Below are 18,307 nucleotides of genomic sequence, written 5' to 3'. Positions count from 1 at the left end.
TGCTTGTGCTTGACCATGGCGCTTTCGGTCCACGACGCATTGGCATCCGGCACCGCCTTCAGCGCCAGCGCCATTGCCTTGATCACCATGTCGTTGACCGACAGCTTGTAGGCCGGCACGTCACCCTTTTCGGTCTTCTTGACTGGCGCTGCCGCATTGATCTGCGTGCGCAATGCCAAGAGCGCATCGAGTTCGCAGTCGAGCGTCAGGTAGAAATGCGGGATGGTGGTCTTGGCCTCGACCAGGCGGCGCGCGATGGTCTTGCGCATATTGTCGTGCGGGACCAGTTCGTAGGAGCCTTGCTCGAACAGTTTCAGCACCTGCTCGTCCGACATCGCCTTCACCGGCGCGGCGGCAGCAGCCGGAGCCGCCGGTGCCCCTGCAGGCGCTGCCTTGGCGGCAGGCTTGACGCCGCCACCGGCAATCGCCGTATCGACATCGGCTTTCACCACGCGGCCGTGCGGGCCGGTGCCGGTCACGGCAGACACATCGACACCGGCTTCCCTGGCGATGCGGCGCGCGAGCGGCGACGCAAAGGTGCGCTCGCCAGCGGCATGGCCGTTGGCGGCCGGACCCGCTACTGCCTTAGATGCGGCCGCAGGCTCGGCCTTTGGCGCCTCAGCCTTCGGTGCTTCCGCCTTCGGAGCCTCCGTTTTCGGCGCTTCCGCTTTCGCTGGCGCAGCAGCGCCACCGCTGTTCGCAGCGGCGCCGGCGTCCTCGCCTTCGGCTGCGAGCACAGCGATCAGCGCATTGACCTTGACGCCCTCGGTGCCGGCCGGAACGACGAGCTTTGCAACCGTGCCCTCGTCGACAGCTTCGACTTCCATCGTTGCCTTGTCGGTCTCGATCTCAGCAATGACATCGCCGGGCGAAACCTTGTCGCCCTCCTTGACCAGCCACTTTGACAGATTGCCCTCTTCCATCGTGGGCGACAGGGCCGGCATGGTGATGTTGATTGGCATTTTTCCTCCTCAGTTCCGCCCGGTCAGCGAACGGTGCTGGATATTGAACTGCTCCGACATTCTGCCGCGATAGCCTTCTTCCAATGCCTGAAGCGTCTCGATTTTAGGGATGCCATCTTGTTCCAGTCTCATCCTGGCTATGTGCATGCCGACATCAGCGAGCACCATTCCCCAGTTGTGAGCGTCTGGTCCAAAGAGGTCTTGCATCGCGAAGACCGCGTCCGAACCAATCCAGACGCGAAGTATTTCATCGAATTCGCTATCCTCGACGACCACTGCGGGAACTTCGAGTTCGCGAGCCATCTCGTTAACCCCGGTACATCACTGCCTTCACCGCCTCGATGACCTCGCCGACATTGGGCAAAGCCAGCTTTTCGAGGTTCGCCGCATAGGGCATCGGCACGTCCTTGCCGGCAATGGTGATGACCGGGGCATCAAGGAAATCGAAGGCACGCTGCGACACCTGGTTGGCGATGTGATCGCCGACCGAGCTCTGCGGATATCCCTCTTCCACGACGATCAGCCGGTTGGTCTTCTTGACCGAGGCGATGACCGTGTCGAGGTCGAGCGGGCGGATGGTCCTGAGGTCGATGATCTCGGCGTCGATGCCCATGCCGCGCAACTCGGCTTCAGCCTTGACCGCATAGGTCATGCCAATGCCGAAAGAGACGATGGTGACGTCCTTGCCGGTCTTGTGGATGCGCGCCTTGCCGATCGGCAGCACGAAATCATCCAGCTTCGGCACGTCGAAGGAATGACCGTACAGGATTTCGTTCTCGAGGAAGATAACCGGGTTCGGATCGCGGATCGCAGCCTTGAGCAGACCCTTGGCGTCGGCAGCGGTGTAGGGCATCACGACCTTGAGGCCGGGAATGTGGCTATACCAGGCGGCATAGCACTGCGAATGCTGGGCTGCGACGCGAGCGGCGGCGCCGTTCGGTCCACGGAACACGATCGGCGCGCCCATCTGGCCGCCCGACATATAGAGCGTCTTGGCAGCCGAGTTGATGATCTGGTCGATCGCCTGCATGGCGAAGTTGAAGGTCATGAACTCGACGATCGGTTTCAAGCCGGCCATTGCCGCGCCGACGCCGACGCCGGCAAAGCCATGCTCGGTGATCGGCGTGTCGACGACGCGCCGAGGCCCGAATTCCTGCAGCAGTCCCTGCGTGATCTTGTAGGCGCCCTGGTATTCGGCAACCTCCTCGCCCATGACGAAGACATCGCCGTCGCGGCGCATTTCCTCGGCCATCGCATCACGCAGCGCTTCGCGCACCGTGGTCGAGACCATTTCCGTCCCGGCCGGAATATCCGGATCGGCGGCGATTTCAGTCTTCGGGGCAGCTGCGACCGGTGCTGAGGCCTCGCTTTTGGCCGCCACCGGCGCAGGCGCCGCTGTTTCAGCCTTGGGGGGCTCTTCGCCGATGCCTTCGCCGGCCTTGTCGACGTCTTCGCCGTCAACCGCGAGCACGGCGATCACTGCGTTGACCTTGACGCCTTCGGTGCCGGCAGGAACCACGATCTTGGCAAGCGTGCCTTCATCGACTGCTTCGACTTCCATCGTCGCCTTGTCGGTTTCGATCTCGGCGATGACGTCACCGGCGACGACCTTGTCGCCCTCGTTCTTCAACCACTTGGAAAGATTGCCCTCTTCCATGGTCGGCGAGAGAGCGGGCATGAGAATTTCGATCGGCATGTCCTTGCCCTCCCGTTACAATACGATATCGGTCCAGAGCTCGGACGGATCCGGCTCCGCGTCGTTCTGGGCAAATTCGGCGGCGTCCGCGACGACGTCGCGAACCTCCTTGTCGACGGTCTTCAATTCGTCCTCGGTCGCCCACTTCTTCTCGATCAGCCGCGCCTTGACCTGCTCGATCGGGTCATGCTCGGAGCGCATCTTCTGCACTTCTTCCTTCGAGCGGTACTTCGCCGGGTCGGACATCGAGTGGCCGCGATAGCGATAGGTCTGCATTTCGAGGATCAGCGGGCCGTTGCCGGCGCGGCACCATTCGGTGGCCAGATCACCAGCAGCCTTGACGGCGCGGACATCCATGCCGTCGACCTGGAGGCCGGGAATCTTGAACGATGCGCCGCGATGCGAAAAGTCCGTCTCCGCCGACGATCGCGAGACCGAGGTGCCCATGGCATAACGGTTGTTCTCGATGATGTAGATCACCGGCAGCTTCCACAGCGAGGCCATGTTGAAGCTTTCATAGACCTGGCCCTGGTTGGCCGCACCATCGCCGAAATAGGTCAGCGACACATTGTTGTTGTCGCGGTAGCGATTGGCGAAGGCCAGACCAGTGCCGAGCGACACCTGCGCGCCGACGATACCGTGGCCGCCGTAGAAATGCTTCTCCTTGGAGAACATGTGCATGGAGCCGCCCTTGCCCCGTGACAGGCCGCCACGACGTCCGGTCAATTCAGCCATGACGCCACGCGGTGAAAGCTCCATCGCCAGCATGTGCCCGTGGTCGCGATAGGCGGTGATCATCTGGTCGCCTTGGATCAGCGCCATCTTCATGCCGGTGACGACCGCTTCCTGGCCGATATAGAGATGGCAGAAACCACCGATGAAGCCCATACCGTAAAGCTGGCCTGCCTTTTCCTCGAAACGGCGGATAAGCAGCATGTGCCGATAGGCGGCAAGCTCTTCATCCTTGGTGAATTCTGCAGGCTTGGGGGCCGAAAGCCCCATCTTGCCGTCGGACTTGGATTTGGCAGGCGCTTTTCTGGCTGCGGTGGCCATGCATCACTCCCTGTTGGCGTCTCTTTGCGGACAATAGGGCAGGATCAAATCCGCCCTGGGGAGATCAGCTCCTCCCCACCGATTTTGGAGAGGCTAACACGCGTTAGAGCGTTATGCCATGCCGAAATTGCATAGCTCGCATGCGTCTAAGCGATTAAAATCATTGAAAATATTGGCTATTAACTGAAAGCTGGTTACTTCGCCGAGACCGGCAACATGATGGTGATTTCGTCAGCTTGGGACAGATTGAGCGCCTTGCGCGCCTGCTCGTCGAGCATGTCCTTCTCGATCGACCCTTCATGCATGAGCCGAACGCGCCGTTCGAGCTCCATCCGGCGTGCCTTGATCGCGTCGAGCTGACCTTGCAGCGCAACCGTCTGGGCTTCCAGCTGATATTTCGAGTTGATGCCGAATTCGCCGTGGTAGGCATGAAACCCGAAATAGGCGAGGAACGCCACGCAGAGCGAAGGAATGATCAGTCGGCCGGTGTTTCTCTGCTTGTGCTGACGCGTCCACATATCCAAGTCCTCGCGGCCGCGAACTCCTACGGCTCCCCATCTTTTTCGCCCGATTGTGCTTAACGGACGGTTACGGATGACCGGCTGCGCGAGACCGAAATGAAAAAGGGCGGGAATGCTCCCGCCCTTTCGTCGATATCCCATGCCTGGGTGTTTTTCGGATCAGCCCTTGACCACCGACTTGCCGGCATAGCTCGCCTGCTTGCCGAGCTCTTCCTCGATGCGGATCAGCTGGTTGTACTTGGCCATGCGGTCCGAGCGCGACAGCGAGCCGGTCTTGATCTGTCCGCAATTGGTGGCAACGGCGAGATCGGCGATGGTCGAATCCTCGGTTTCGCCCGAGCGGTGCGACATGACGGCGGTGTAGCCGGCCTTGTGCGCGGTCTCGACGGCGTCGAGCGTTTCCGTCAGCGAGCCGATCTGGTTGACCTTGACCAGGATCGAATTGGCAACGCCCATGCGGATCCCGTCACGCAGCCGTGCCGTGTTGGTGACGAACAGATCGTCGCCGACCAGTTGGGTCTTCTTGCCGATCAGGTCGGTCAGATACTTCCAGCCTTCCCAGTCGTCCTCGGCAAGGCCGTCCTCGATCGAGATGATCGGATAGTCGGCTGCGAGCTTGGCCAGATACTTGGCCTGGGCCTTGGGATCGCGGGTCTTCTTCTCGCCTTCATAGACGTAGTTGCCGTCCTTGAAGAACTCGGTCGCGGCGCAGTCGAGGCCGAGCGCGATCTCTTCGCCGGGCTTGAAGCCGGCCTTCTCGATCGATTCCATGATGAAGTCGAGCGCCACCGGCGCGCTCTTCAGGTTCGGGGCAAAGCCGCCCTCGTCGCCGACATTGGTGTTGTGGCCGGCATCCTTCAGCTTCTTGCGCAGCGTGTGGAAGATTTCCGAACCCCAGCGAACACCTTCGCGCAATGTCGGCGCGCCGATCGGCAGGATCATGAATTCCTGGAAGTCGATCGGGTTGTCGGCATGGGCGCCGCCATTGATGATGTTCATCATCGGCACCGGCAGGACATGCGCCTTGGTGCCACCGACATAACGGTAGAGCGGCAGGCCGGCTGCATCGGCCGCGGCCTTGGCCACGGCCAGCGAGACGCCGAGGATGGCGTTGGCGCCGAGCCGGCTCTTGTTGGGCGTGCCGTCGAGCTCGATCATGGTCTGGTCGATATGGATCTGGTTTTCGGCTTCCATGCCGCCGATGGCCTCGAACAGCTCGCCGTTCACCGCTTCGACAGCCTTGAGCACGCCCTTGCCGAGATAGCGGGCGCCGCCGTCGCGCAGTTCGACGGCCTCGTGGGCACCGGTCGAGGCGCCCGACGGCACCGCAGCGCGGCCCATCGAGCCATCTTCGAGAACGACATCGACCTCGACGGTCGGATTTCCACGGCTGTCCAGGATTTCACGCCCGACAATGTCGATGATGGCTGTCATTGCGATGTCCTCGATTGATCTGAAGAAGGGTCGCGCACGTCTTAGCCAAAGTGCCGCAAAAGGCAATCGGCCCGCTCGCAATTATTGCCGCCACGTCAGCCTAAAGCGCGTCACGCCTGAACGGATTCAGGCGCCGCATGCCGTTCTCCCAAAACCGGGGGCTACTTTGTGGCGACATGCATCAGACGATTCACGAAGCGCAAATCGCTGTCATCATAAGTCATGTGCGGCGGATGTACTTCCCGCTATGGTACGGGTGCGCGGGGCGAAACAGGAGGAGTTTCGCCATGTCCCAGTTGAGTGGTATCGTGAGTCTGTTCCTGATCGCGGCGGCGTTTCTGACGTCGTGCGACAATCAGCAATCGCCACCCAAGGCAGCAGGGCCGCTACCGGCCTTGCATGTCAGCGAATAGGCGCAGCATCGAATCCAAAAGGCCCCGTCTGAACGGGGCCTTTTGTTTCCGGGCGTCAATGCCAGTAAGGCGTGACCTTGTAATAATCATAGGACGCGTCGCGCGCCGTCTCGCCATCCGCGCCGGCCAGTTCGTTGATCGAATAGGCGGGCGCTGCCTTTAGCTGTTCCTTGGAGAACGGAACGACATAGCCGCCCTTGTCCTCGTCATAGTCGAGGCTGGCCCACGGAATGGCGTGATACTTCTCGCCGATGCCGAGAAAACCGCCGAAACCGATCACCGCGAACATGATGCCGTTCGAGGTCTTGTCGAGCATGATGTCCTCGATGCTGCCGATGCTCCTGCCCTCGGTGTTGTAGACCGACGTGCCGATGACGCGCGAAGCGGCAATGGCTTCGGTGTGGCCTGTCTGGGTTGTCATGATGTGCTCCTCATTGTCGTTGATCCATGTTTGACAATGAGGGGCGCGGGCGAAAGTTCCCGACTTTTTCGGCGGCAGCCGGTTACTCCGCGAGGATGAATGTGACCTTCATGTTGACGCGATAGGCAGCGATCTTGCCGTCCTCGACGACGATCTTCTGGTCCTGGATCCAGGCGCCTTCGACGTTCTTCAACGTCTTTGCGGCACGCGCAATCCCCTTCTCGATGGCGTCCTGAAAGCTCTTCTTCGACGATGAGGTGATTTCGGTGACGCGGGCGACAGACATGGCTTCCTCCTGCCAAAACGCTCATTTGCGAGGCGAGCGTACAGCCGGCTTATGTCTTCCACAAGCGCCGGGGCCATGGGGCCATTGTCAGTTGCCGACGCTGGAACGTCCGTGGGACGCTTCAGTGACCCTTGGCGATACGATCGAACGCCATAAGTCTTTCCAGCAGTGCCGGCATATCCTTCAGCGGCACCATGTTCGGGCCATCGGAAGAGGTCGAATTGTCCGGATCCTGGTGGGTCTCGATGAACACGCCGGCCACACCAACGGCGACAGCCGCCCGGGCCAGCGTCTCGACAAAGCGACGCTCGCCGCCCGAGGAGCCGCCCTGTCCGCCCGGCTGCTGAACCGAATGCGTGGCGTCGAAGATCACCGGTGCGCCGATCTCGGCCATGATAGGCAGAGCGCGCATGTCGGACACCAGCGTGTTGTAGCCGAACGACGCGCCGCGCTCGGTGGTCAAAACATTGGCGTTGCCGGAACCGGTGATCTTGGCCACCACGTTCTTCATGTCCCAGGGGGCCAGGAACTGCCCTTTCTTCACGTTGATCACCTTGCCGGTCCTGGCGGCGGCGACAAGCATGTCGGTCTGGCGCGACAGGAAGGCCGGAATCTGCAGGACATCGACGTGCGGCGCGACGATCGCGCACTGTTCCTCGGTGTGGACATCGGTCAGCACCGGCAGCGAAAATTCCTTGCGCAGTTCGTCGAAGACGGGAAGTGCCGCTTCCAGGCCTGCGCCGCGCGTCGCCGACAGCGAGGTGCGGTTGGCTTTGTCGTAGCTGGTCTTGTAGACGAGGCCTATTCCGAGCTTGCCGGTCAGTTCCTTCAGCGCGCCGGCCATGTCGAACGCATGCTGGCGCGATTCAAACTGGCAAGGACCAGCGATCAGCGACAAGGCCGCGTTGTTGTCGAAGACGACATTGCCGACGGTTACCGACGAATTGGGCGCCAAGGGCTTGCTCATTGGATCTCCCGGAAGATGAAAGCCGCGCCCTGTCCGGATGCCGGCTGCACGACAATATCATTGCCCGCTATATCGTGTTTGACGGAGTTGGCTGCAAGCAGCCTCGAAGTGATATCGACGCTGCGGACCGAAAAGACCACTGCTACGAAGCGAAGGTCCGTCGGCGCGCCGGCCGGCAAGCCAAAGCGTGCCGTGAAAGACGCCGGGTCAAGCACGCTCAAGGCTGAATTCGGCAAGTGAAACGCGACGCCTTGCCCACCGTCGGCCGGATCGTCCACCGCCAAGGAAATCAGCCGGCGCTGCTCGGCAGGCCGGTCGCTGACCGCCACGATTTCGACAATTCCCGTGGCGCCGTTGGCGTGCTCCTGCAAGGCAGTCCGATCCACGTTCGGCGCGTTGACCCGTTCGCAGGCAAACAGGAAAGCATCCGTAGCGTTGCTATCGGATGCAAAGGCGAGCTTGAACGATGCGATGTCGCTTCTGCCCGCCGTGTCGGTGAAAGCGCGCGAAAAGCTCAGCATGTTTCCCGCGGAGATGCCGGCTTCGACATAGCGTGCCTGGTCGGCGTCTGCGTTGCTGGTGCCCAGGACCACGGCAGAAAATCCCTCGTCGCCGTGCCTGTTGCGATAGATTCGGTCGCGCGCGACGAAAACATTGCCCTCGGCAATGGCCATCATCGCGGCCTGTTCGTCGCCGACCGCGAGCGGCTCGAGATAGGTGCCGTCAGCGAGGAAGACACAACAGTTTTCGGTCCCGAAGGGGTGAATGCCGGCCGGGGCAACCACGAAGCCAAGCGCGGTGAGCCGGGCTCGTGCCGCATCGAGGTTCTGTGTCGGCAGCACCAGATGATCGAGTGGATGAGTGCCGGCGGCTGTTATTCGGTTCATGCAGGCGCGATGTGCATCATTCCGCAAACCGGTTCAAGCCTCAATCAGGCGCCGGCCACGACATCGGCGGAATAACGCAGCTCGCGCAATGGTTTGACCTTGCTGGTCGTCTGCCCATAGAGCGGGTGCGCCTTGTAGGCGGCCAACGCCACGTCATCGGCGAACTCGGCATAGACGACCACATCGATCTCGTCCGACAGCGGGTCGACCTTTGTGTTGATGGTCACCTCGAAGAGGCTGGAATGGGGAATGTTGCCGAGCGCCTGCAGGCCGGTGCGAACGGCCTCCACATCCTCTTTGCGCCGCGCGCTGAAGAAAACGATATGCCGGATCAACCCCGCCTCCTCAATCGAAAGCGCGTCTGGCGACGCGCTTTACGTCTTTGCTTTTCTGCATGTCGCCGCCCCAAGACCGGAGCCGCCTTTGGGCGACATGCATTAAGTGCCGGGGTCTTTTGTGACGTCAGGACGGCTGCGTCAATCGACAAGGATGTCGCGGCAGCGCTTCATGAGGGATGGGCGCTAGCTCTCGCCGGTGACGGATCGCACCACGTGCGTGACACCCCTTACCGCGGTGTCGAGGTATCGGCCCTGATTGTAGAGCCCATCCCAGATCAGGAAAAAGGTGATGGCGGCAATGACGATTACATAACGCATGGCTAAAGCTATCGCACAGGCACGGCTGCAACCATAGGCGTTTTAGGCGTGTTCGGCCTTTGCTGTGTAAAAGCCGGATCCACCACAGCGAGCGCCTCCACTTGGCACAGCCCGGCTTGCAGCCTGCCTCTTGATGTTCCCCCTCATGACGTGGAAGATTGTGGCAGGGATTCACTGGGAAGCGCTGAAGCTCTGGTTGAGGGGCGCGCGCTTTCGTTCGAGCCCGCCTGTCGCCGAACCGGTCAGTTGCCGGGATCAGGCACTGGCGTTCGAACCTGGCGAATGAACCGCGAGAACCGAGGCTCGGCAATTTGCGCCGACACCGCGGAAGCCCAGGGGCGTGAGATGGCACACAAGGAACATCATGGTCTGGCGTCGAGCGACGCGGTCAGGCTGGACGAATTCAATTTCGCCGAGATCGTCAAGGGCTTGCCGGCGAAGGCGCGCATGGTGCTGTCGGCGGCGATGAACCTGCCGCGCGGATCGCTGAAGGTCAGGATGCCGGACGGACGCGCCGTGCTGGTCGGTGGCAAGGGACCGGGCCCGGACGCCGAACTGGTGCTCAAGAACTGGCGCTTGCCCGGCCGTGCCTTTTCCGGCGGCACGATCGGCCTTGCCGAATCCTACATGGACGGCGATTGGGAAAGCCCTGACGTCACCAGCTTCCTGGAGCTGTTCGTGGTCAATTCGGCCATCGGCGAACGCGTTGCTGGCGGCGCCAGCTGGCTCATCAACACCGTGCAGCGCATCCGGCACTGGTTCAACGAGAACACGCGAACCGGCTCGAAGCGCAACATTTCGGCGCATTACGATCTCGGCAACGCCTTCTACAAGGAATGGCTCGATCCGAGCATGACCTATTCCTCGGCACTCTATGCCAACGGCGCCAACGACCTCGAAAGCGCCCAGGCCGCCAAATATCGCGCACTGGCCAAGGATACGGGGATCGGACCGAAGGATCACGTGCTGGAGATCGGCTGCGGCTGGGGCGGCTTCGCCGAATTCGCGGCTCGCGAGATCGGCTGCCGTGTGACCGGGCTGACGATCAGCCGCGAGCAGCACGACTTCGCCAAGGCGCGCCTCGCCAAGGCCGGGCTTGCCGACAAGGTCGACATCAAGCTGCAGGACTATCGCGACGAAACCGGCACCTATGACCGTATCGCCTCGATCGAGATGTTCGAGGCGGTCGGCGAGAAGTACTGGCCGGTGTTCTTCAGCAAGATGAAGGCCTGCCTCAGGCCCGGCGGCACCGCAGGCCTGCAGATCATCACCATCAACGAAGCCGCCTACGACACGTATCGCGCAAGGCCGGATTTCATCCAGCGCTATGTTTTTCCGGGCGGCATGCTCCCGACGCCGTCGATCCTGAAGGCACTCGGCAACGATCATGGCCTTGCCCATCTGCGCGAGCGCGTGTTTCCGGACGACTACGCGCGCACACTCGCCGAATGGCGCCAGCGGTTCTGGGCATCATGGGAAAAGATCGTCCCGCTCGGCTTCGACGACCGCTTCAAGAAGCTCTGGGAATTCTACCTGCATTATTGCGAGGCCGGATTCCGCGCCAGCTACATCGACGTGCGCCAGGTGGTCTATAAGGCATAGGTCCACGCTGCCGTAGCCGGGCGGACCTATGCCGACGGTCAGAGAAGGATTCGGTATTTCGCAAATCCCGCCTCGCCCTCACCCGCCGGCTCGATCTTCAGCGACTTCACCTCGGCAATGAAATCCTTGGCCCTGGCGCCGGTTTCGAACACGGCGCTGGTTCCAGGCAGCGGCGCGAACGACCAGTTGCCGTCCGCCGACGGATTGATCGTGCCCTCGCTGACGATGTAGCGAACGATCACGTCGCGATTGGTGTCCGGCGCCTCGTAGATGATCTTCGAGGCATTGATGTCGGGGAAATTGCCGCCACCGCCGGCCCGGTAGTTGTTGGTCGCAACGACGAATTTCTGTTTGGGATCAATTGGCTTGCCGTCAAACATCAAGTCAACGATGCGATTGGCGCCGGCATTCGCCAGTCCCCCCTTGGCATCGTATTTCGGCGGCTGCGACAGGTCTATCTTGTAGGTAACGCCGTCGATGACGTCGAAATTGTAGGACGGGAAGTCGGTGTTGATGAGGGCCTGGTCGGCCTTGCCAGGCTCAATCCGGTTGAAGATGCCGGCTGACATTTCCAGCCATTCCTTCACCTGTGCGCCAGTGATTTCGACGGCTCGGACGGTGTTCGGGTAGAGATAGAGGTCGGCGACGTTCTTGATGGCGATGTCGCCCGCCGGCACATCGGTATAGTAGTCGGCGCCGCTGCGTCCGCCAGCCTTGAAGGGTGCCGCGGCAGACAGCAGCGGCACGTCCTTCCATTGCGTGTTCTTGAGAATATCCTTCAGGTACCAGGTCTGCGCCTGGCTGACGACCTGCACCGACGGATCGTCGGCGACCAGCGCGAAATAGGAATAGAGCGGCGCCGAGGTCTTGCCGACGGGACGCCGCACATAGGCCAGGGTTGCCTGGTGGTCCTGTTCGAGTGCCGCGATGATGCGTTTGTCGTCCGGGACGATCGGCTTGGCCTTGTTGTCGACGCGTTCGAAGATCGGCCGCGCCTCGGAGGTGGCGGAAACGACCTTCCATTTCGACCCGTCGCGCTCCAGCATCAGGTCGATCAGCCCCATATGCGAGCCCCAGAAGCCGCCCATCACAGCGGGCTTGCCCTGCAGCGTGCCCTTTTGCGTGTCGACGCCGTCCAGCGACTGGAAATCCTTCTTGCCAGGGAAGACCAGATGCTGGTGACCGGTGAACACCGCATCGATGCCGTCGACACCGGCGACGAAGAACGATGCGTTTTCCATCATGTCGCCCTGCTTCACGTCGATGCCGGAATGCGAGAGCGCAATCACGATGTCGGCGCCTTCCTCCTTCATCTGCGGCACCCAGGCCTTGGCTGCCTGGACGATGTCGCGCGTCTTGACGTTGCCCTCCAGATTCTTGAGATCCCAGACCATGATCTGCGGCGGCACGAAGCCGATGATGCCAATCCTGATCGGCTGCTCGGCGCCTGACCCGTCCTTGATCTTCTTGTCGAGGATGACATAGGGCTTGAGATAAAGCTTGTCGTCACGCGGGTTCGCGGCAAGCTCGGTGCCGCGGATCAAATTGGCGCAGACAAAGGGGAAATTGGCGCCAGCCAGCACCTTGTCCATGAACGACAGGCCGTAATTGAACTCGTGGTTGCCCAGCGTCGAGCATTCGTAGCCGAGCAGGTTCATGGCCTTCATGATCGGATGCAGGTCGCCATCCTTCATGCCCCTCTCATAGGCGATGTAGTCGCCCATCGGATTGCCCTGCAGCAGGTCGCCATTGTCGATGAGCATCGAATTGACGGCTTCCTTGCGAACTGCGTCGATCAGGGAAGCCGTGCGCGACAGGCCCATCGTGTCGTTCGCTTTGTCGGCGTAGTAATCGTAAGGCAGCACGTTCACATGGATGTCGGTGGTTTCCATGATCCGAAGATGAGCCTGGTTGGCCTGGGCGCGGGCGGAGAACGGATGCAGCATGATCAACGCTCCTGCGGCGGCGGCACCGCCAAGGAGATCGCGGCGGGAGACGGGATGGAGCAGTCGAGACATGTTTTCTCCTTTGACAAAGTGACAAGCCCTGCCCCGAAGCGAACTTGGCGCTGAAAACCATCCGAGTCCATTCAAGAAGTCGAGCGCATAACGTCGCCACTCGATCAGCAACAGATGACGTGCGGATGAACGGTCTGGGGAGACGAAGTCAGCCCTTGTCGTCGTCGCCCTGAGTGATCAGCCGCGCGCTGCGCTGGCCCGTCGCGTAGATCCATAGCCAGTTCAGTGAAACCGCAAGCCGGTTGCGAAAGCCGATCAGGAAATAGATGTGGGCTATGCCCCACAGCCACCAGGCCGCCCAGCCGGTCAGCTTGATCCAGCCGAAATCAATCACGGCGGCGCGCTTACCGATCGTGGCGAGGTCGCCGTCATGCAGGTAGCGGAACGGCCGTGGGCTGGTGTCGCCGGCAAGCCGCGCCTTTAGCGTGGCGGCAACATGGCGGCCCTGCTGCTTGGCGGCCGGAGCCACGCCGGGAACCGGCCGCCCGTCCGGCCGCAGCACATGCGCGGCATCGCCGACGACGAAAATCTCCGGGCTGCCGGGCACGCTCAAGTCAGGCTCGACGAGCACCCTGCCCGCCCGATCCGCCGCCGCGCCGAGCCACTCGGCGGCCGGCGAGGCGGCGACGCCCGCTGCCCACAGGATTGTGCCTGCCGACAAGTGCTTGTCGCCGAAGACGACGCCTTCGGCGTCGCACCGCGTAACAGCCCTGCCGAGTTCGATGGTCACACCGAGCCGCTTGAGCGCCTTCATCGCGTAGTCGGAAAGTTTCGGTACGAAATTGGCCAGGATTCGGTCACCGGCCTCGATCAGCACGACACGCGTTTGCCGTGTATCGATGTTGCGGAATTCACCGCGCAGCGTGTCATGGGCCAGTTCGACGATGGTGCCGGCAAGCTCGACGCCGGTCGGCCCGCCGCCGACGATCGCAATGGTCAGCAGCGCCTGGCGCTTGGTGGGATCGGTCTCCCGCTCGGCCTGCTCGAAGGCCAGCAGAATGCGCCGCCGAACCGTGGTGGCATCCTCCAGCGTCTTCAGGCCGGGCGCGAAAGGCTCCCATTCGTCGTGGCCGAAATAGGCGTGGCGCGCACCGGTGGCGAGCAGCAGCGTGTCGTAGGCGACAGCATTGCCATCATCGAGCAGCACGCGTTTGCCGGCGCGGTCGACGCCGAGGACATTGGCAAGCAGCGTCGTCACATCCTTGCGCTTGCGCAGGAGGTGGCGGACCGGCCATGCAATTTCGGACGTTGCCAGCGCCGTGGTCGCCACCTGGTAGAGCAGAGGCTGGAAGAGGTGATGATTACGCTTGTCGATCATGGTGATGCGGACCGGCGCACCGGCTAGCGCTCGGGTGAATTCGAGACCGCCAAAACCCGCGCCGACAACAACGACATGATGCCTGGCCTGGTTCATCTCATTCACCGCTAACGGGCAAGATTGCCTAACCTAGATGTAGGTACTTTTGTGCATCGCAGCAACGCAAGGGTGGTGCCTGAGACTCGTCGTCCTATGTCGTGAACGCACATGTCGTATCGTGTTACGAGGTATAGCGTGATCAAATACTCGATGAGGTAAAGCATGGCTAACGATCATGACGACCAAGGCCCGGCGCAATATGCCTCCCCTCCCTGCTTCATGCATGAACTAGATCCCGCGTTTCAGACACCACTAACCGATTGGACCGACGTCCGGCGCTGGCGCAAGGCCGAGCGCGAACGCCTGATCGCCGCGCGTCTCGCCGTTTCGGCCGACGCGCGAACGGTGATGTCGCAGCGCATTGCGCAAGGTCTCGACGCAATCGTCGGCGAGATCGTCGGCCGCATGGTCAGTCTCTACTGGCCGTTTCGCGGCGAGCCGGACCTGCGCCCATGGATGGCGTCCGTCAATGCGCGCGGCGGCCGCACCGCCCTGCCCGTTGTCATCGAGAAAGGTCAGCCGCTGATCTTTCGCCCCTACGCGCCGGGCGACCGACTGGAAAAAGGTGTCTGGAACATCCCGATCCCGGCCGAGGGCGATCCGGTGCTGCCCGACATCGTCATCGCGCCAATCGTCGGCATCGATCCTAGAAACTACCGCCTGGGCTATGGCGGCGGGTTCTTCGACCGCACGCTGGCGGCGATGCCGTTCAAGCCGCTGGTGATCGGCGTCGGCTACGAACTGCAGCGTATAGCCACCATCTACCCGCAGCCGCACGACATCCCGATGGATCGGATCGTCACCGAGGCCTAAGAGCCTGTTTGGAAAATGAGACCGGCTGGATTTCTGTTTCGCGGCGAAGCAGCGCAAATGTCATGTGACAAAAAATCCGACTTGGTCGATAAATAATCTGATCTTTAAGGGAACCATGCTGCTGCGTTTCGACATGCGCTCCGGGCGGATCCAACAGTGTCCGGTAGCTCCTAGGATTAGCTGCTTCGCAACGGATGATAAGATGGTCGGACGAACCATAGTGGCTGCCCTTGCAATTGCGTTTTCCTTTTCGCCTTCGCAGGCGCAACCACAGCACCGTTTACCGAGCGGCTATAAGTGGGGCCGCTGCCTGCTTACTGTTGACGGTCAGACTCGTATATCCGGAAGATGCTACTATCAAATCGAAAAGGGCGGCGATTTTAATATCCAGGGGCCTCGGCAAGTTTTTGCAGGTATCGACTATCCTGACACGCATAGTGGGGCTGGTGAAATGTCCAAAGACTACTGGGCAGTTGTATACAAGGACGGTGATCTTTGGGAAGGCTATAGCAACTCGGACGTTTCCGAAACTCACGGTGACGAACGCTGGGAAGACCTTCGCCGCGAAGGCGCATGCTATGTTGGGAAGGGCGTCCGGGTATGCCTTTGGCGTTAAGCCATTTCCGGCTTCATGCCCATCGCCGTGCGGTCAACGATCTCACGCAAGGCGAATGACGAGTTGATCTTGGTCACATGGGGCATCGCCGACAGCCATTCCTTGTGGATGCGTTCGTAATCGACGAGATCCTTGGCCGCGATGCGCAGGATATAGTCGTATTCGCCCGACATCAGGTGGCATGACAGCACATTCGGGCAGCGCTTGATCGCCGCCTCGAAATCCGACAGCGTCTTCTCGAACTGTCCTGACAGCGAAATATGCACGATCGCGGTCATCTGGTGGCCAAGGGCGGCATTGGAAAGCCGGGCGTGGTAGCCGCGGATGGTTCCGGATTTCTCCAGATTGTCGAGCCGGCGCGAACACGCCGACTGCGACAGGCCAACCTTCTCGGCCAGTGCAGCATTCGGTATCCGGCCATCCTTCTGCAAAGTCTCGAGAATGGCGATATCGATCCTGTCGAGCGGCATTTTTCGTGAATCCTGCGAATATCCCACCATTTTGCGCAACGATTATCGAAAACCGCCCGTTGGCGCAAGCGCATTCGCAAACACCTGCGCAGCGATTTGTGGTTCACTCCACCCATACAGGGAACGAGCCCAAAAAGGGCCGGATCAGGAGAAGAAAATGCGCGTCGGCTGCCCCAAGGAAATCAAGAACCACGAATATCGCGTCGGCCTCACGCCCGGCTCGGTCCGCGAATATGTCGCCCACGGCCATGAAGTGCTGGTCGAGACCGGCGCCGGCGCCGGCATCGGCGCCGATGACAATGCCTATCGCGCCGCCGGTGCGACAATCGCCAAGACGGCTGCCGATGTGTTCGCCAAGTCGGACATGATCGTCAAGGTCAAGGAGCCGCAGCCCAACGAATGGGCGCAGCTTCGCGAAGGCCAGATCCTGTACACCTATCTCCACCTGGCTCCGGATCCGGAGCAGACCAAGGGCCTGCTCGCTTCCGGTGTCACCGCGATCGCCTACGAAACCGTGACCGACGACCGTGGCGGCCTGCCGTTGCTGGCGCCGATGTCGGAAGTTGCCGGACGCCTGTCGATCCAGGCCGGCGCCACGGCGCTGCAGAAGGCCAATGGCGGCCGCGGCGTGCTGCTCGGCGGCGTGCCCGGCGTGCTGCCCGGCAAGGTCACTGTTCTCGGCGGCGGCGTCGTCGGCCTGCATGCTGCCAGGATGGCGGTGGGGCTTGGCGCCGACGTCACCATCATCGATCGCTCGATCCCGCGCCTGCGCCAGCTCGACGACCTCTTCACCGGCCGCGTGCACACCCGCTACTCGACTGTCGAAGCGCTCGAGGAAGAGTGCTTTTCGGCCGACATCGTCGTCGGCGCGGTGCTGATCCCAGGCGCCGCGGCGCCGAAGCTCGTCACGCGCGAAATGCTGTCCGGCATGAAGAAGGGTTCCGTGCTGGTCGACGTCGCCATCGACCAGGGCGGCTGCTTCGAGACCTCGCACGCCACCACCCATGCCGAGCCGACCTACGAGGTTGATGGCGTCATCCACTACTGCGTCGCCAACATGCCCGGCGCGGTGCCCGTCACGTCGGCCCACGCGCTCAACAACGCGACGCTTCATTATGGCCTGCAGCTTGCCGACAAGGGCCTGAAGGCGCTGGTCGATGACCACCATCTGCGCAATGGCCTCAATGTCCACAAGGGCAAGATCACCAACCGTGCGGTCGCCGAAGCGCTCGGCTACGAACTGGTTGAGCCGAAAGCCGTTCTCGCGGCCTGATTCTACTTCAGAACTCCTCCGTCAGCCCGCCGGTTCTTGCCGGCGGGTTTTTTCTTGGGCGTGAAGGTTTTCTTGAGCGCGAGGCTGGGCAACAAAAAAGCGGAGCCAAAGCCCCGCTTCCTCGATATCGAGATTTGCCGCCGGTTCATCCGCGGTCGGCAAATCGATCGACAATGGCTTTCTAGCGCGATTGTGCGACGGGAGTACGACAAGCCCTCGCCCAGCGTTCCAATGCCTCAGACGCGCTCGATGCGGCACTGGTAGCAATTGTTGCGCGCCGAGCGGACATGGACGTAGGCGATATCGTCGCGCTCGAACAGGGCCTCGGCTCGCGCTGCAATTGCCGCGGTCGGGATGACGCCGCCGCTGCCGTAAACGATACGATCATCCCTGCCGTAGCCGCGCACGATGTAGTCAGGGCTTTCGAGAATCTCAGGTAGCACCTCGCTCTCGGCGGCGCGGTCGCATTCGTCGGCATGCAGGAAGATCGGCCCGGTTTCGGCATAAGGCTGAAGCTCCGGGAATGGCCGGTAGGCCAAAACGAGGTAAGCGTCGGCGGCGGCGATGTTCTTCAGACAATGCCGGCAAGGCATGCCGTCGCCGTCGGATATCTTGCGCTCGGGTGTGTTTCCATAGGCGTCGGCGCCGCCGTGCTGCAATGCCCTGACATCCTGAGTTGGCAGCGCTTTGAACTGAATGGTCATGGTGGGATCTCCGGTGTTGTCGACCGGAAATTATGCCCTCAAGTTCACGCTTCCCACCCGATTCCTGCGCAGTGGCGGGTGCTTCGGATTTTAGCTGA

22 protein-coding genes and 1 pseudogene are annotated in these 18,307 nt (G+C 61.5%); 6 read left to right on the top strand and 17 right to left on the bottom strand.

Annotated elements, in window-relative coordinates; all coding sequences use genetic code 11:
- The 6 genes from AC1DZU_RS30915 to eno form a co-directional block, all read right to left on the bottom strand.
- Nucleotides 1–962 (bottom strand): 2-oxo acid dehydrogenase subunit E2 (locus AC1DZU_RS30915; protein WP_477290597.1); only part of this gene is annotated, 962 nt, incomplete at its 3' end.
- A 9-nt stretch (nt 963–971) separates the two neighbouring features.
- Nucleotides 972–1,265, bottom strand: a complete 294-nt coding sequence (locus AC1DZU_RS30910) for a DUF5076 domain-containing protein (RefSeq protein WP_477290595.1) — start codon at nt 1,263–1,265, stop codon at nt 972–974.
- Between the two features lie 4 nt (nt 1,266–1,269).
- A complete protein-coding gene (locus tag AC1DZU_RS30905) occupies nt 1,270–2,658 on the bottom strand; it encodes a pyruvate dehydrogenase complex E1 component subunit beta (protein WP_477290593.1) in 1,389 nt (462 codons plus the stop codon).
- A 15-nt stretch (nt 2,659–2,673) separates the two neighbouring features.
- Nucleotides 2,674–3,711 carry a pyruvate dehydrogenase (acetyl-transferring) E1 component subunit alpha gene (pdhA, locus tag AC1DZU_RS30900; protein ID WP_477227108.1) on the bottom strand — a complete coding sequence of 346 codons (1,038 nt, stop codon included), beginning with the start codon at nt 3,709–3,711 and terminating at the stop codon, nt 2,674–2,676.
- 194 nt (nt 3,712–3,905) lie between these two features.
- On the bottom strand, nt 3,906–4,229 hold the full coding sequence (locus AC1DZU_RS30895) for an FtsB family cell division protein (RefSeq protein WP_184874323.1): 324 nt from the start codon (nt 4,227–4,229) through the stop codon (nt 3,906–3,908).
- 162 nt (nt 4,230–4,391) lie between these two features.
- Nucleotides 4,392–5,666: a phosphopyruvate hydratase gene (eno, locus tag AC1DZU_RS30890; RefSeq protein ID WP_184874324.1), complete on the bottom strand. Its 1,275-nt coding sequence runs from the start codon at nt 5,664–5,666 to the stop codon at nt 4,392–4,394.
- A gap of 287 nt (nt 5,667–5,953) precedes the next feature.
- Here eno and AC1DZU_RS30885 point away from each other — a divergent pair, with 287 nt between their 5' ends.
- A complete protein-coding gene (locus AC1DZU_RS30885; RefSeq protein WP_095091814.1) occupies nt 5,954–6,079 on the top strand; it encodes a hypothetical protein in 126 nt (41 codons plus the stop codon).
- A gap of 55 nt (nt 6,080–6,134) precedes the next feature.
- Here the strand turns inward: AC1DZU_RS30885 and AC1DZU_RS30880 are convergent, their stop codons facing one another.
- From AC1DZU_RS30880 to AC1DZU_RS30855, 6 genes are all read right to left on the bottom strand, one after another.
- Nucleotides 6,135–6,500 (bottom strand): PRC-barrel domain-containing protein, encoded by a 366-nt coding sequence (locus AC1DZU_RS30880; RefSeq protein ID WP_095091630.1) that lies wholly within the window; start codon nt 6,498–6,500, stop codon nt 6,135–6,137.
- Nucleotides 6,501–6,582: 82 nt separating this feature from the next.
- Nucleotides 6,583–6,786: a dodecin family protein gene (locus AC1DZU_RS30875; protein WP_019858016.1), complete on the bottom strand. Its 204-nt coding sequence runs from the start codon at nt 6,784–6,786 to the stop codon at nt 6,583–6,585.
- A 121-nt stretch (nt 6,787–6,907) separates the two neighbouring features.
- Complete coding sequence (gene kdsA, locus AC1DZU_RS30870) at nt 6,908–7,753, bottom strand: 3-deoxy-8-phosphooctulonate synthase (protein ID WP_477290589.1); 846 nt, start codon at nt 7,751–7,753, stop codon at nt 6,908–6,910.
- Nucleotides 7,750–8,640 carry a VOC family protein gene (locus AC1DZU_RS30865; protein WP_477290587.1) on the bottom strand — a complete coding sequence of 297 codons (891 nt, stop codon included), beginning with the start codon at nt 8,638–8,640 and terminating at the stop codon, nt 7,750–7,752. The genes kdsA and AC1DZU_RS30865 overlap by 4 nt, the downstream gene beginning before the upstream one ends.
- Before the next feature lie 44 nt (nt 8,641–8,684).
- Nucleotides 8,685–8,975, bottom strand: coding sequence for a Dabb family protein (locus tag AC1DZU_RS30860; RefSeq protein ID WP_477290585.1), 291 nt, complete (start codon nt 8,973–8,975; stop codon nt 8,685–8,687).
- 186 nt (nt 8,976–9,161) lie between these two features.
- A complete protein-coding gene (locus tag AC1DZU_RS30855) occupies nt 9,162–9,296 on the bottom strand; it encodes a hypothetical protein (RefSeq protein ID WP_280952844.1) in 135 nt (44 codons plus the stop codon).
- 106 nt (nt 9,297–9,402) lie between these two features.
- Between AC1DZU_RS30855 and AC1DZU_RS30850 the strand changes: the two are divergent.
- Together AC1DZU_RS30850 and AC1DZU_RS30845 are read left to right on the top strand one after the other, a co-directional pair.
- A pseudogene (locus tag AC1DZU_RS30850) lies at nt 9,403–9,582 on the top strand (DUF1365 family protein); the annotation flags it as partial.
- Between the two features lie 59 nt (nt 9,583–9,641).
- Nucleotides 9,642–10,898 (top strand): class I SAM-dependent methyltransferase, encoded by a 1,257-nt coding sequence (locus tag AC1DZU_RS30845; RefSeq protein WP_477290583.1) that lies wholly within the window; start codon nt 9,642–9,644, stop codon nt 10,896–10,898.
- 38 nt (nt 10,899–10,936) lie between these two features.
- Here the strand turns inward: AC1DZU_RS30845 and AC1DZU_RS30840 are convergent, their stop codons facing one another.
- Complete coding sequence (locus AC1DZU_RS30840; RefSeq protein ID WP_477290581.1) at nt 10,937–12,916, bottom strand: bifunctional 2',3'-cyclic-nucleotide 2'-phosphodiesterase/3'-nucleotidase; 1,980 nt, start codon at nt 12,914–12,916, stop codon at nt 10,937–10,939.
- 148 nt (nt 12,917–13,064) lie between these two features.
- Complete coding sequence (locus tag AC1DZU_RS30835; RefSeq protein ID WP_477290579.1) at nt 13,065–14,330, bottom strand: NAD(P)/FAD-dependent oxidoreductase; 1,266 nt, start codon at nt 14,328–14,330, stop codon at nt 13,065–13,067.
- A 165-nt stretch (nt 14,331–14,495) separates the two neighbouring features.
- Here AC1DZU_RS30835 and AC1DZU_RS30830 point away from each other — a divergent pair, with 165 nt between their 5' ends.
- Both AC1DZU_RS30830 and AC1DZU_RS30825 read left to right on the top strand, forming a co-directional pair.
- A complete protein-coding gene (locus AC1DZU_RS30830; protein WP_477290577.1) occupies nt 14,496–15,146 on the top strand; it encodes a 5-formyltetrahydrofolate cyclo-ligase in 651 nt (216 codons plus the stop codon).
- Between the two features lie 202 nt (nt 15,147–15,348).
- Complete coding sequence (locus AC1DZU_RS30825; protein ID WP_477290575.1) at nt 15,349–15,762, top strand: hypothetical protein; 414 nt, start codon at nt 15,349–15,351, stop codon at nt 15,760–15,762.
- Here AC1DZU_RS30825 and AC1DZU_RS30820 read toward each other — a convergent pair.
- Entirely contained in the window at nt 15,759–16,232 is a 474-nt protein-coding gene (locus AC1DZU_RS30820) for an Lrp/AsnC family transcriptional regulator (RefSeq protein ID WP_010909317.1), read from the bottom strand. The two genes, AC1DZU_RS30825 and AC1DZU_RS30820, sit on opposite strands and share 4 nt — an antisense overlap.
- 157 nt (nt 16,233–16,389) lie before the next feature.
- Between AC1DZU_RS30820 and ald the strand changes: the two genes are divergently transcribed.
- The gene (ald, locus tag AC1DZU_RS30815) at nt 16,390–17,505 is read left to right on the top strand and encodes an alanine dehydrogenase (protein ID WP_095091638.1); all 1,116 of its coding nucleotides are present in this window, start codon (nt 16,390–16,392) and stop codon (nt 17,503–17,505) included.
- 21 nt (nt 17,506–17,526) lie between these two features.
- On the opposite strand, the gene AC1DZU_RS30810 is transcribed toward ald, so the two are convergent.
- Both AC1DZU_RS30810 and AC1DZU_RS30805 read right to left on the bottom strand, forming a co-directional pair.
- Entirely contained in the window at nt 17,527–17,679 is a 153-nt protein-coding gene (locus AC1DZU_RS30810) for a hypothetical protein (RefSeq protein ID WP_477290573.1), read from the bottom strand.
- A 62-nt stretch (nt 17,680–17,741) separates the two neighbouring features.
- The gene (locus AC1DZU_RS30805) at nt 17,742–18,209 is read right to left on the bottom strand and encodes a DUF1203 domain-containing protein (protein WP_477290571.1); all 468 of its coding nucleotides are present in this window, start codon (nt 18,207–18,209) and stop codon (nt 17,742–17,744) included.
- Between the last annotated feature and the right edge of the window lie 98 nt (nt 18,210–18,307).

The sequence above is a fragment of the Mesorhizobium sp. P2_A12 genome, from assembly GCF_056405075.1.
This window is presented reverse-complemented; position numbering and strand designations above follow the sequence as displayed.

What these genes read in the sequence shown, in the direction of transcription:
- AC1DZU_RS30840 (WP_477290581.1), bottom strand. Translation starts at nt 12,916, where the DNA reads ATGTCTCGACTGCTCCATCCCGTCTCCCGCCGCGATCTCCTTGGCGGT.
- AC1DZU_RS30865 (WP_477290587.1), bottom strand. Translation starts at nt 8,640, where the DNA reads ATGAACCGAATAACAGCCGCCGGCACTCATCCACTCGATCATCTGGTG.
- AC1DZU_RS30820 (WP_010909317.1), bottom strand. Translation starts at nt 16,232, where the DNA reads ATGCCGCTCGACAGGATCGATATCGCCATTCTCGAGACTTTGCAGAAG.
- AC1DZU_RS30910 (WP_477290595.1), bottom strand. Translation starts at nt 1,265, where the DNA reads ATGGCTCGCGAACTCGAAGTTCCCGCAGTGGTCGTCGAGGATAGCGAA.
- AC1DZU_RS30845 (WP_477290583.1), top strand. Translation starts at nt 9,642, where the DNA reads ATGGCACACAAGGAACATCATGGTCTGGCGTCGAGCGACGCGGTCAGG.
- AC1DZU_RS30895 (WP_184874323.1), bottom strand. Translation starts at nt 4,229, where the DNA reads ATGTGGACGCGTCAGCACAAGCAGAGAAACACCGGCCGACTGATCATT.
- eno (WP_184874324.1), bottom strand. Translation starts at nt 5,666, where the DNA reads ATGACAGCCATCATCGACATTGTCGGGCGTGAAATCCTGGACAGCCGT.
- AC1DZU_RS30905 (WP_477290593.1), bottom strand. Translation starts at nt 2,658, where the DNA reads ATGCCGATCGAAATTCTCATGCCCGCTCTCTCGCCGACCATGGAAGAG.
- pdhA (WP_477227108.1), bottom strand. Translation starts at nt 3,711, where the DNA reads ATGGCCACCGCAGCCAGAAAAGCGCCTGCCAAATCCAAGTCCGACGGC.
- AC1DZU_RS30825 (WP_477290575.1), top strand. Translation starts at nt 15,349, where the DNA reads ATGGTCGGACGAACCATAGTGGCTGCCCTTGCAATTGCGTTTTCCTTT.
- AC1DZU_RS30885 (WP_095091814.1), top strand. Translation starts at nt 5,954, where the DNA reads ATGTCCCAGTTGAGTGGTATCGTGAGTCTGTTCCTGATCGCGGCGGCG.
- AC1DZU_RS30855 (WP_280952844.1), bottom strand. Translation starts at nt 9,296, where the DNA reads ATGCGTTATGTAATCGTCATTGCCGCCATCACCTTTTTCCTGATCTGG.
- AC1DZU_RS30835 (WP_477290579.1), bottom strand. Translation starts at nt 14,330, where the DNA reads ATGAACCAGGCCAGGCATCATGTCGTTGTTGTCGGCGCGGGTTTTGGC.
- AC1DZU_RS30805 (WP_477290571.1), bottom strand. Translation starts at nt 18,209, where the DNA reads ATGACCATTCAGTTCAAAGCGCTGCCAACTCAGGATGTCAGGGCATTG.
- AC1DZU_RS30875 (WP_019858016.1), bottom strand. Translation starts at nt 6,786, where the DNA reads ATGTCTGTCGCCCGCGTCACCGAAATCACCTCATCGTCGAAGAAGAGC.
- ald (WP_095091638.1), top strand. Translation starts at nt 16,390, where the DNA reads ATGCGCGTCGGCTGCCCCAAGGAAATCAAGAACCACGAATATCGCGTC.
- AC1DZU_RS30830 (WP_477290577.1), top strand. Translation starts at nt 14,496, where the DNA reads ATGGCTAACGATCATGACGACCAAGGCCCGGCGCAATATGCCTCCCCT.
- AC1DZU_RS30880 (WP_095091630.1), bottom strand. Translation starts at nt 6,500, where the DNA reads ATGACAACCCAGACAGGCCACACCGAAGCCATTGCCGCTTCGCGCGTC.
- kdsA (WP_477290589.1), bottom strand. Translation starts at nt 7,753, where the DNA reads ATGAGCAAGCCCTTGGCGCCCAATTCGTCGGTAACCGTCGGCAATGTC.